Below are 12533 nucleotides of genomic sequence, written 5' to 3' on the forward strand. Positions count from 1 at the left end.
TTTATTTTAAATGAACCACAATAAAAAGGAACATTATTTTCTAGCTGATGGCGGAAAAATGGGTGAGTTGTTCCGTTTAAAAGACTGGAGCAGAACTCCCTTGGGTGATCCTGAAAATTGGCCGGCGAGTTTAAAAACAATGACTGCAATGATGCTTAGCAATAGGTCTGCTACGTATATTGCATGGGGCGAAAAATATACATTGCTCTACAATGATCCTCTTTTATCAATCCTTGAAGAATCTAAACATCCAGATGCTTTGGGAGCTGATACCGGAATCGCATTTTCTGAAATCTGGGATACACTAAAACCCATGTTTGACGAAGTAATGCGCGGCCAAGCATCAACTTTAAAAGATTACAGAATAACATTAAACAGAAACGGAATATGCGAAGAATGTTATTTTGACTTTTCGTACAACCCTATAAAAAAAGAAGACGGCACAGTTGGCGGAATTTTAGCTACTGCTGTAGAAACAACTCAAAAGAAAATAGCCGCGAAACTAGAAGAAAGCGAACAAAAAATAAGACAACTGGTAGAAAATGCCCCATTTCCGATTGCAGTGTATGCCGGAAAAGAAATGCGCATTGAACTTGCCAACGAATCGATTATAAAAGTCTGGGGAAAAGGCCCAGACGTAATCGGAAAAACATACAAGGAAATACTACCAGAACTAATAGACCAATCTGTTTTTGAACAAGTTGCTACAGTTTTTGAAACTGGACAATCTTTTCACACCCAAAATACTCCTCTTGATTTAGTTGTAAACAACCAACTGCAGACTTTTTACTTTAACTACAGTTTTACGCCTCTCTATGATACAAACGGAAAAATATACGGGGTAATGAATACCGGTGTAGATTTGACCGACCTCAATATTGCCAAGAAAAAAATTGAAGAAAGCGACAAACGTTTCCGTAATACTGTAAAACAAGCTCCCGTAGGCATTACGATACTTCGCGGCCCAGAGTATGTGGTCGAAATGGCAAACGAAAACTATCTTAAAATTGTAGATAAAGAAGAACATTCTTTTGTGGGTCGTCCGCTTTTCGAAACACTTCCTGAGGTCGAAGAAACTGTTAGTGAACTGCTTAAAAATGTTCTTAGCACTGGTGTCCCTTATCTGGGCAATGAAGTTCCGGTTCCGTTAAATCGTTACGGCAAACAGGAAATCTCTTATTTTGATTTCGTGTACCAGCCATTCAAAGAAGAAAACGGAAGCATTTCGGGAATTTTGGTTACGGTTACCGATGTCAGTGAAAAAGTACTAAGCCGCAAGAAAATAGAGCAAAACGAAGACCGACTTAAAATTGTCCTCGAAGCCAGCGAACTAGGCACATGGGAATTGGATGTAAAAACAAGAAAACCAAGCTATTCGCAACGATATTTAGAAATCATCGGAGGTTATACTGAAAATATTGAGCTTACCCATGATGAACTGCTAAAACACCTTCATCCTGACGATATGCATATCAGAAATAAAGCTTTTAAAGATGCTTTAAGTACCGGCGTTCTCAATTATGAAGCTCGCGTAATCTGGAACGACGGCTCTATTCATTGGATGGAAGGAAAAGGAAAAGTATTTTATGATGAAGATAATGAGCCTGAAAGATTAATCGGTACCATCAGAGATATTACTGCAGAAAAATTTCATCAACAACAAATCGAGGAAAGCGAGAAAAAACTGCGAGATCTTATTATGAAATCTCCGGTTCCGAATGCAATTCTGCGAGGAAAAGATTTTGTAATAGAAATGGCCAATTTGGCTTTGTTGCGTAATATTTGGAAGAAAAGCGAAAATGAAGTTCAAGGAAAAAAGATATTTGATTTGTTTCCCGAACTCAAGCAACAAAAATATGCCAGCCTATTAACGAAAGTTTACAATTCTGGAGAAACGTATTCTGAATCTGAATCACTTCTCCATATCGGGCCTTACGAAGCTGGTCATAATGTTTTTGTTGATTTTGAATATGCACCGATTTACGAAAGCGACAACTCTATTTCGGGCATCAAAATGACGCTTATTGACGTTACTGAAAAAGTAGAAGCGAGAAAACAAATAGAAGAAAGCGAGAAAAAATTCCGTTCCCTGACAGAAAGCCTACCACAGCTGATTTGGGAGACCGATGAAAAAGGGAATGCATTATTTACGTCGGGAAAATGGTTTGAATACACCGGAATTGAACCCGGCACAGAAGATGCGTGGATAAAAATGATTCACCCTGACGACCTAGATGAAAACACAAAAGTCTGGGAACACAGTTTAGCCACAGGCGAAATTTACCGATCAGACGTAAGATTCAGAAGAAAAGATGGTGTTTACAGATGGCATACTGTTATTGGAGAACCCGTTTATGATGTCGAAAATAAGATTGTAAAATGGGTAGGTGCTTTTACAGACATTCATACTGAAAAAGCCTTTACCCATGAACTAGAACAACAGGTAAGTGCAAGAACACGAGAATTGATCAGTATAAACGAATCACTTCGTAAAAGCGAGGAACGCTATCATCTCATGGTCGAGGAAATTCAGGAATATGCTATCTTGTACCTCAACCATGACGGAATAATCGAAAATTGGAATGTAGGGGCTGAGAAAATAAAAGGTTATAAAACAGATGAAATTGTCGGCAAATATTTTTCGATTTTTTATTCTGAGGAGGACAAAAAAAACAACCTGCCGCAAAAATTGCTTCAATTGGCCCGCGAAAAAGGAAAGACTGTTCATCAGGGCTGGCGTGTTCGCAAAGATGGAACGCATTTTTGGGCCAGCGTCGTCATTACGGCAATTCATAACAAGCAAAATGAAGTTATTGGCTTTTCTAAAGTGACACACGATCTAACCGAAAAAAAGAAAGCAGACGATAAATTACAACTCAATTCGCTTGAGCTCGAGCAAAAAAACAATGAGCTTGAAGAAATGAACAAAGAGCTGCAGTCGTTTGCCTATATCTCAAGTCATGATTTACAGGAACCTTTGCGAAAAATCCAAACATTTGCTTCGCAGATTATCGAAAAAGAATGGGAAAATCTTTCGGATAACGGAAAAGATAAATTCAGACGCATGCAGAATGCCGCCCAGAGAATGCAGACGCTGATTAATGATCTTCTTTCGTATTCTAGAACCAATAGTAAGGAACGTGTTTTTGAGAAAACAGATTTCTCTAGAATCGTCGATGAAGTAAAAGAAGATCTTAAAGAAGAATTAGAACAAAAACATGCCGTCATAGAAAGTTCTCAGAGTAGCGAAATAAATATTATTCCGTTTCAGTTCAGACAGTTGCTTTACAATTTAGTGAGTAATTCGCTTAAATTTTCGAAACCAGATGTCCCAGCCGTAATTAAAATTACGTGTGAAATCGAGAAAGGTTCATCCTTAAAAAATGAAAAGCTGAATGTTCTTAAAAATTACTGTCATATTACAGTTACCGATAACGGAATAGGTTTTGAACCGCATTACAGCAAAAAAATATTCGATGTTTTTCAGCGACTGCATGGAAGAGATCAATATAAAGGCACCGGAATCGGATTGGCCATAGTAAAAAAAATTGTAGAAAACCATAACGGAATCATAACCGCAAAAGGCGAGCTCAACGAAGGCGCCTCTTTTGATATTTACATTCCGGCTTAAAAAATAAGCGCAAAAAAAAAACGGTGTCAAATTTAACTGACACCGTTTTTTGTTTTGATTAAACGATAAACTATCTGCTGTAAACAGTGATTACACCTGTTACTTTATTTTTAATCTTCAATTCCTTGTTTGTAAGGTTCATGATATCACTTGTAGTACTAACGTTACCAACTGTAATCGTTAAATCATTATGAGATCTAACATAAGTACCAGTAGTTTCTGTTAAAGTACATTGAGTACCTTGATAATCACCCATAACTGCTGTATTGCTCAATCTTAAATCCAGATAATCTCCAGGACATCCTTCTTGGTTTTGTGGTGCATTAACTAATTCTTCTTGTCCATTTATAGGATTGATTATTCCTGTCTGACGAAGATTGTATTTTCCTTGGATAGGAACAATTGTTTCTCCTTCATTATCGTCATTACTGCATGATGTTGCAAATACTCCCAAGCTTAAGGCTAATACTAATAATATCTTTCTAGTTTTCATGTCTATTTGTTTTAAATTTGTATTATTTTAATACTGCTAAATTATCCAGTATATACCTACAAACCCTTTCATGATTTCAAAAATGATTTATATAAATTTCATCAATATATTATGTAAAACTTAAGCCTTTATTTGTAACATCGAAGTTTCTCCATTGTAAAAACTTTTTTTACATTATTAATGTAGCAATTGAAATAACTCGAGAATCAAAATCTTCGAGAACTAAAAATAATAAGGTAGTGAAGCAAAAAAGGGAAATGATACAAGATCATTTCCCTTTTTTTGCTAATCGATTAATTGATTTATTTCATGTCTTCTTTTATTACATATTTATCTAAAATATATTTTGTGACGGGGCGAAGCGGACTATTTGTCTCTGGATGTCGTCCATGACCATTGAAAAAGTCTATTCCGTTTGCTGTTTTAGCGTACCAAACAATTGCGTTCCCATTTTTATCAAAACAATTCGTTGTATCACAAACTTTGATTTTCTTAAGATTTATGAGACTTTGGTCTAGTACTTCAACTGGATTTGAAACTATTAAACCTTCAATTTTTAAATCACAATCTACCTTTTCGTAATGATCTGCAGACCATTGCATGCATTGTTTTTGTGGGTAAAAAAAATAAATTATCAAACTCATAAAACATATAACCAATGTAAGTTTAATGTATAACCGTTTTTTGGATGTTTTATCTTGTTCTTTAATTCGTTGCTGACCTTCCCTATTGTCTATATTTTTATCTGCACTGGATTCCAAAAAAGTATTTATTGGGATTGCAACTTCTTCATTATTATTATCACATACATCAATCTTCAACTCATCATTAAAATCTTCTTTATTACAATCATCACCATTCATAAATTGCATAAAAGGTCTAGGTCGAAAATCTACTAAAATTGCAGAAAATTCGACGGTATTTTCGGAAGGTTTGTCTGTTATCCCTAAAAAAAATCTATTTACGGCTATTAATTTATTGAGTTCCAAATTTCCATATAGGTTTTTGTTATCCTTATCAAATGGAAAATCAAAAAAATGGTTAAAAATAGATAGGTCCTTATCCTTGGTGGTTTCATTAAATCTTTTTTGACACAAATTTCTAAGATTGGCTGGAGTTGGAGAACTCAAATTATTTGAATATTCACCTTTTTTTTCTTCCTCATATTTTGCCTTAACAGCATTTTTATAATCTTCAAAAGTATAGTTTGGCATAGGCATTTCGGACTTTTTAAAACTTTTTACAAAGTACTTTATTCGACTTTTAATTACTTCTCATTACTTATTCCGACTTTACAAAAACATATTCGACTTTCCCGACTTTCATCTCGATGCAGGCTTAAATCGGATCTAAGTTTGCATCAACAAAATTAGTTAGCGCTTTGATCTGCAGGTCAATAACAAATGTACAAAACTAGTCTGTTTAAAAAGTATGGAAAACCGTAAGACAGAGTTTATCTGGGAAGTATAAACAAAAATCTTACTGTTTGACATACTTCACTTCCCGCCAAAAATGGCATTGCAAAAACACGATTCAGAATAGTTCTGGACAGGCATGCCTTTAAACAATCTAAAAAATTTCAACATGAAAAAGATATTTTTTTGGGGAGCTTGTACCCTATTGACAACTATGTTATTCTCTTGCAGCGCTGACGAAGATGATTCGACAGCAAAAATTAAAAAAGAAGCAGTACCAAATTATGCAGACGGTCCTGGAGATGGAACTGTTCCACCACCGCCACCGCCTCCAGAAGATGAATAAATAAAATAAAACGATAATATATAAATTATCATTAATTTCGGGGAAAGTAAGTTTTATGTTACGATCCCCGATTTTTTATTTTATAATTTTCATTTTTCTTCTTTCTTGTGAGGAGAAAAAAACCATTGTTACCAAAATACCTCCCAGTAAAAAAGATGCTATTAATTTCCGCCAAAAAGGAATTGAAAACTTTGATAAGAAAAACTTCAATGTCTCTTTCTATAATTTCAATAAAGCAAAAATAGCCTACGAAACGTTAAAAGACAGTGCCAATATTGTCTTCTGCCTCACAAAAATGGCTTCTATACAGCAAATCAACGGAGACTACTACGGAAGCAAGGAAACACTTACCGAAACATTACCCTACATTAAGAAAAGAGATATTTATACTGTCTCGATAAATACTTTTTTTGGCATTGCCGATAAAGAACTTGCACTTTACAATGACGCCATTTACTATTATAAGGAAGCAATGAAGGATTGTACCGACTCGATAACAAAACAAATACCTTTTAGTAATATTGCAGTTGTTTACATTCAACAAAAAAAATATGATGATGCAATTACTATTTTAGAAGCTATTTTAAACAAAGTGCAAGATAGTAATTCGGCTATACTAAGTAAAGCAAGAATTAAAGATAATCTAGGCTACGCATATTTTAAAAAAGGACTAAATGACAAAGGTTTTTCATTAATGAATGAAGGACTTGAAATGCGAAAAAAAGATGATGATATTTATGGAAGCATTGAAAGCAATCTTCACTTAGCAGAATATTTTAGTAAAATAGATTCTAAAAAGGCCAATCAACACGCTTTAGAAGCTTATAAAACCGCCACAAAACTAAACAGTATTGACGAGAGATTAAGAGGACTTCAATTTTTAATCTTGAATAATTCGGGTACTGAAAGCAATCACTATGCACAAAAATACATTACGCTAAACGACAGCATTATCAAAATCAGAAACAACTTTAAAAACAAATTTGCCAAAATAAAATACGACTCGAAAAAAGAAAAAGATGAAAATCAGAAACTGCGTTTAGAAAAAGCAGAAAACCAATTGTCTCTTGAAAGAGCTCAATTCAAACAATTTTTATTTATCGTTATTTTTTGCTTTTTAGGCATCTTAATATTTTATCTTAGAAAATACTATCGCAAAATAAATAGGATCGAGAAAATCAAAACGGCTTATGATACCGAAACCAGAATTGCTAAAGATATTCATGACGAATTAGCCAATGATGTTTTCAATACCATTACCTATACACAGACGCAACCTTTGGTAAATGAAGACAATAAAGAAATGTTACTGCAAAAACTCGATCATATCTACAGTCGTGTACGGGGTATTTCTCGCGAAAACAATGATGTAGACACCGGACCAAATTATGCCGCTAATTTAAAAGAGATGCTTTCTACCTATAATAGCAATCAAACGAATGTTATTATCAAGGACATAGAAAGAATAGATTGGAACTCTATTGAAGATTTTAAAAAGATCGCCATACAGCGTGTTTTGCATGAATTGATGGTGAACATGAAAAAGCATAGTGAAGCAACTGTAGTTGTCGTAAAGTTTGAAAATAATTCAAACAACTTGTCAATAGATTATTCGGATAACGGAAAAGGCTGCGAAAAAGCAAAAATTATAAAAAATGGTTTACAAAATATGGAAAACCGTATTTTGGCTACCAACGGAACTATTACTTTTGACACTGAACCTGATAAAGGTTTTAAAGTAAAAATAACAATGACTAAATAAAAGCCTATGTTCAAAAAAGTAATTTTAGCAGAAGATTTTGAAGAATTCAATTTAGCGGTCAAACAAACTTTAGATGATTTTAATATTGTTGATTTTCAGCATGCAAAATATTGTGATGATGCTCTAACCAAAATAAGAATAGCTATTCAAGACAATAAACCTTATGATTTATTGATTAGCGATCTTTCGTTTAAAAAAGATCATCGTGAAGTAAAACTCGGAAGCGGAGACGAATTAATCCAGAAAGTTCGTGAGCTACAACCCAATTTAAAAATCATTGCCTACTCTATCGAAGATAAAAATCCTCGTATTAAGTCACTTTTCGAAAATTCTGAAATTGATGCTTTTGTCCTAAAAGGCAGAAACAGTATCACAGATTTGAAAAAGGCTATTCAGATACTTTCTAGTTCAGACGAGAAATTTATTTCACCCGAAATAGCTTCTGCATTAAACCAAAAAAACAATTACGAAATTGATGACACAGATATCAAAATTCTAAAATATTTAGCTTCTGGAACTTCACAAGATGAAATAATAGAAATCTTTAAAAGCACCGATACAAAACCCCACAGCAAAAGTGCAGTCGAAAAAAGACTTTCTAAACTGAAAGACTTTTTTAAGGCCAATAATACCGTGCATTTGGTTTCGATTGTCAAAGACATGGGAATTATCTAAACTTTTGATTCTCAATACTAAAAGCTCCTTCGGGAGCTTTTTTTATTTCTTTATTTTAATTTTTTCCGATTATGGTTTTCCGTAATATACTGGTTTTGATTGGGGTTACTTTTGGATTGTTAAAATTAAAAACAATGAAAACCAAACAACTATATATAGGGCACATCTTTACATTACTTATTGGAAGCCTGATATACATTTTGTTCAGAACTTCAGACCTAAAAATGTTTGTTTGGTTCAAAAAATTAAATCTATTAAATACAATAAACAGACTTAGAAGTTTCACATTTCATCATTCAAAGAGCTTACCTGACATCATTTTATACTCGCTTCCTGATGGATTATGGTTGTTTTCATATATGAGTTTCATTTTGTTGCTATGGAATAATGAAATAAAAAAGGAAAATCTATTTTGGATTTTTATTATTCCAACAATCTCTATATCATCTGAATTAGCCCAAATTCTAAAACTTGTTCCAGGAACTTTCGATTTGTCAGATCTCCTACTTTATATAATTGCGACACTATTACCTTTTGTCTTTTATCGAAAATCAATAACTATAAATTTAATATAACAATGAAAAGAAAAGTACAACACTTATTCTCTGCATTAATCCTTGCAGGATTTATCATGATTGCATTTGGAAGTGGAGATGATGAAACAAAATCAGAAAGTTCTACAGATACATTGACTTCAACTCCTTCAGCTGCGGAAAAAGAAAAAGACATACCAAGTCAGATTGCTCAATTAAAAAGAGAACTGGCTTCTATAGAAAAAGGAGTTGATTTTTCAACTTATAGGAATACAGTTGAAGCTGCTCAAATGGAATTAGTTCTTTTTGCTGCATGGGCAAAAACTATTAATGAAGCATTAGTCTCAGAAAACAGTGAAGTTCAAGCTCTAGGGAAAGAACTAGAAAAAAAAGTAAAAAACATTCAAATAAGAGAATTTCCAATTTTAAGAAAAGCCTATACTAAAGCTATTTACCAAAAATTGTGGAAAGAAAATATTGAAACAGAAATTTTAGGTAAAAAGAATAAAACTATCCAATTCACAGGAGGGTATTTTGCTGATAATGGCAATAAAGCACAAACTCAAGAAACACTTCAGGAAGCATTAAAAATGTTTCGATTTACTAGAGTCAATTACAAATGGTACAAGTACGACAACGACTATACTTATTATGAAATTGATTCTCCAATTGACTCAGAATTAATGACTTTTAATTAAATCAGGTATAAACACGTATTTTAAAATTACTAATTCTAATTAGATTTAACACTACCAAAAACAATGAACAATCAAATTATTAAAGCAATTAAAAATCAGAATGTAATTGAATTTTATTACGATGGAAAATTGAGAGTTGTAGAACCACATTGTTATGGACTTACAACTGCTGGAAATGAAGCTATAAGAGCTTACCAAATTGATGGTTATTCTTCTTCACGAAAAATGGGATGGAAAATGTACGATCTTGAAAAAGCTGACAATATTGAGGTTTCTGAGGAAACTTTTAACCCTCAAAGCGATTATAAGCGCGGAGATAAAGGAATGTCTAAAATTTATCACGAAATATGATTATGGAAAGATATGCAAATAGAAGTGGAGGCTCCGGAGTTTATGCTTACTCAATTGGATTGGACTGCATACACGTAAAATTCAGTGGTAATGCAAAAATATATCAATATAGCTATACTGGAAAAGCCGGACAAAAACATGTTGATAATATGAAATTACTTGCTCAAAAAGGTTCTGGCCTCAATACCTATATTAATTTACATGTAAAATATAAATATGACTAATAATTAATGCCAGTTTTTGATATTTAATTTGAATGGTTTAATGGTATTGTTTATATAATAATTTTACCGTTAAACATTGATTTGAACGTATTTTATTTTTATCCAAAAAGTTACAAATTCTTAAACATATCGCCTATGCCCAAAAATTACTCCCTTTTATTTTTTTTCTTCCTCTTCATTTCCTGCAAAAAAGCTGATGCTCCTCCTCCAACCTTACAGGTCAATTCGTTTTACAGACCTGTAATAACTGCAGACGATCGCAAAACAATCACGCCGGAAGAAGCCAAAACATATCATGTAAACACTACTTACAAATACGAATACAGAACCGGAAATCCTGGGCATTACAAATACAATTACGATGTAAAAGGAATTAACCTCAGAGGTGATTCTGTTTTTGGAAATATTAATACTGAAGGAAAATACGGAGCTGGAATTTTAATTGGTGATACGGTTGCTGAAATCGAAATCAATACCGAATGGGTTTCGCACGGAAAGCTTAAAGCACTTGACAAACAAGGAAACGAATACAATTTAGTCGTAAAATAAAAATCAATAACATGAAACATACGCTTATTCTGCTAATTTTATTTTTTTTAACTTCATTTAGACCACAGGAGAAAAAGGTTTACCTGTGCGGTTCTTCTGGAGCGAAAAAATACCATCTTAAAGAAACTTGCCGAGGCTTAAGTTCCTGCCGAAGCGAAATTGTAAAAACATCGCTCAAACAAGCTCAAGGTTACGGCCTAACACTTTGCGCCTGGGAAGATTGAATCTTCCCTTTATTTTTTTTAATCGTTTGATAATAATGACTTTACAATTATTTCACATTAGTTTTATTAATTTGAATAAAAACTAATCGTTATGAAATTCTTTAACCTAAAATTCCTAATCTCTTTCAAAGAATGGCTTTTTTTAAGAGCTATGCAATCTTCTTTCCTTCACTAATAACCACGCACAACAAAAGGAAATTACGATTGAATGAATAAAATTGAAAGCTCATTTTTGAACAAAAACCAATTTGGTGAAGATTTCTTGTGGGGTGTTTCTACCGCCGCTTTCCAAATTGAAGGAGCGCATGATTCTGATGGAAAAGGTTCGTCTATTTGGGATGTTTTTACTTCTCAAAAAGGAAAAATCAAAAACGGACATCATGCTCTGACTGCCTGCGATTTCTACAACTGCTACCAGAACGATATTGATTTAATTAAGGAATTAAACATTCCGAATTTTAGGTTTTCTATCAGCTGGCCTCGTATTATGCCTACTGGCGTTCATCCTGTAAATCAGGCAGGAATCGATTATTACAACAATGTCATAGATGCATTGATAGCTGCTGGAATCGAACCTTGGATTACGCTTTATCATTGGGATCTGCCGCATGCGCTTGAAATAAAAGGCGGCTGGACAAACCGCGAATCTGTTTCTTGGTTTAAGGAATATGTCGAGGTTTGCGTACAGCATTTTGGAGATCGAATAAAAAACTGGATGGTAATAAACGAACCCTCGGTATTTACAGGAGCTGGTTATTTTCTCGGTATTCATGCACCGGGAAAAAAAGGAATCACCAATTACCTAAAAGCCATGCACCATGTTACGCTGGCAACTACCGCAGGCGCAAAAATAATCCGAAACAGGATTCCGCATGCCAATATCGGAACCACATTTTCTTGTACTCATATCGAGCCGGCGACAGAAAGCCAAAAAGATATCGATGCCGCAAAACGTGTAGATACTTTATTGAACAGAACTTTTATAGAGCCAATTTTAGGATTGGGATATCCGCAAAATGATCTTCCGGTTCTAAAAAAACTGCATAAATACATTTTAGAAGACGACTTAAACAATCTCGCCTTCGATTTTGATTTTATAGGCCTTCAGTGTTACACGCGCGAAGTTGTAAAATATTCTCTTCTTACTCCATACATTGGTGCCGAACTGGTAAGCGCCGAGAAAAGAAATGTGATTTCAACCGAAATGGGCTGGGAAGTCTACCCGCCGGCGTTGTATCATATTTTGAAAAAATTCAATAATTATGACGGAATCCGAAAAATCATTATCACAGAAAATGGAGCCGCTTTTCCTGATGTAGTTACCAATGGAAAAGTATACGATATAAAACGAACCCATTTTATTCAGGATAATTTGGAGCAGATTCTAAAAGCAAAAAAAGAAGGTTTAAATGTAGAAGGCTATTTTGTTTGGAGCCTTACGGATAATTTTGAATGGGCCGAAGGTTATAACGCTCGTTTCGGTCTGATTCACGTTGATTTTGAAACCCAGAAAAGAACCATTAAAAACTCTGGATTGTGGTTTAAGGATTTTCTTTCTTAAATCATTTAAACATAATACGGAGTTCGCAAAACCTAAGTGGATTTGCGAACTTCTGCTTTTTAATCCGTTGG

The 12533-nt window shown here is 33.9% G+C and carries 12 protein-coding genes; 10 read left to right on the top strand and 2 right to left on the bottom strand.

The annotated features are described in order from the left end of the window. The first annotated feature begins 10 nt into the window (after window positions 1–10). On the top strand, window positions 11–3631 hold the full coding sequence (locus tag E0W73_RS03555; protein ID WP_135220721.1) for a PAS domain S-box protein: 3621 nt from the start codon (window positions 11–13) through the stop codon (window positions 3629–3631). Between the two features lie 70 nt (window positions 3632–3701). On the opposite strand, the gene E0W73_RS03560 is transcribed toward E0W73_RS03555, so the two are convergent. Next, complete coding sequence (locus E0W73_RS03560) at window positions 3702–4124, bottom strand: lipocalin family protein (protein ID WP_135220722.1); 423 nt, start codon at window positions 4122–4124, stop codon at window positions 3702–3704. 302 nt (window positions 4125–4426) lie between these two features. Beyond that, a complete protein-coding gene (locus E0W73_RS03565; RefSeq protein ID WP_135220723.1) occupies window positions 4427–5338 on the bottom strand; it encodes a hypothetical protein in 912 nt (303 codons plus the stop codon). A 370-nt stretch (window positions 5339–5708) separates the two neighbouring features. Between E0W73_RS03565 and E0W73_RS21370 the strand changes: the two genes are divergently transcribed. From E0W73_RS21370 to E0W73_RS03610, 9 genes are all read left to right on the top strand, one after another. Then, on the top strand, window positions 5709–5885 hold the full coding sequence (locus E0W73_RS21370) for a hypothetical protein (RefSeq protein WP_162847653.1): 177 nt from the start codon (window positions 5709–5711) through the stop codon (window positions 5883–5885). A 55-nt stretch (window positions 5886–5940) separates the two neighbouring features. Beyond that, entirely contained in the window at window positions 5941–7647 is a 1707-nt protein-coding gene (locus tag E0W73_RS03570) for an ATP-binding protein (protein WP_135220724.1), read from the top strand. 6 nt (window positions 7648–7653) lie between these two features. Then, window positions 7654–8322 carry a response regulator gene (locus tag E0W73_RS03575; RefSeq protein WP_135220725.1) on the top strand — a complete coding sequence of 223 codons (669 nt, stop codon included), beginning with the start codon at window positions 7654–7656 and terminating at the stop codon, window positions 8320–8322. 577 nt (window positions 8323–8899) lie between these two features. Continuing rightward, complete coding sequence (locus E0W73_RS03585; RefSeq protein ID WP_135220727.1) at window positions 8900–9553, top strand: hypothetical protein; 654 nt, start codon at window positions 8900–8902, stop codon at window positions 9551–9553. 63 nt (window positions 9554–9616) lie between these two features. After that, a complete protein-coding gene (locus E0W73_RS03590; protein WP_135220728.1) occupies window positions 9617–9904 on the top strand; it encodes a WYL domain-containing protein in 288 nt (95 codons plus the stop codon). A 2-nt stretch (window positions 9905–9906) separates the two neighbouring features. After that, window positions 9907–10128, top strand: coding sequence for a hypothetical protein (locus E0W73_RS03595; RefSeq protein WP_135220729.1), 222 nt, complete (start codon window positions 9907–9909; stop codon window positions 10126–10128). 135 nt (window positions 10129–10263) lie between these two features. Beyond that, a complete protein-coding gene (locus E0W73_RS03600) occupies window positions 10264–10677 on the top strand; it encodes a hypothetical protein (RefSeq protein ID WP_135220730.1) in 414 nt (137 codons plus the stop codon). A gap of 11 nt (window positions 10678–10688) precedes the next feature. After that, window positions 10689–10901: a hypothetical protein gene (locus E0W73_RS03605; protein ID WP_135220731.1), complete on the top strand. Its 213-nt coding sequence runs from the start codon at window positions 10689–10691 to the stop codon at window positions 10899–10901. Between the two features lie 208 nt (window positions 10902–11109). Continuing rightward, entirely contained in the window at window positions 11110–12462 is a 1353-nt protein-coding gene (locus E0W73_RS03610; protein WP_135220732.1) for a GH1 family beta-glucosidase, read from the top strand. Window positions 12463–12533 lie beyond the last annotated feature (71 nt).

The sequence above is a fragment of the Flavobacterium foetidum genome, assembly GCF_004634245.1.
GTDB classification, from domain to species: domain Bacteria; phylum Bacteroidota; class Bacteroidia; order Flavobacteriales; family Flavobacteriaceae; genus Flavobacterium; species Flavobacterium foetidum.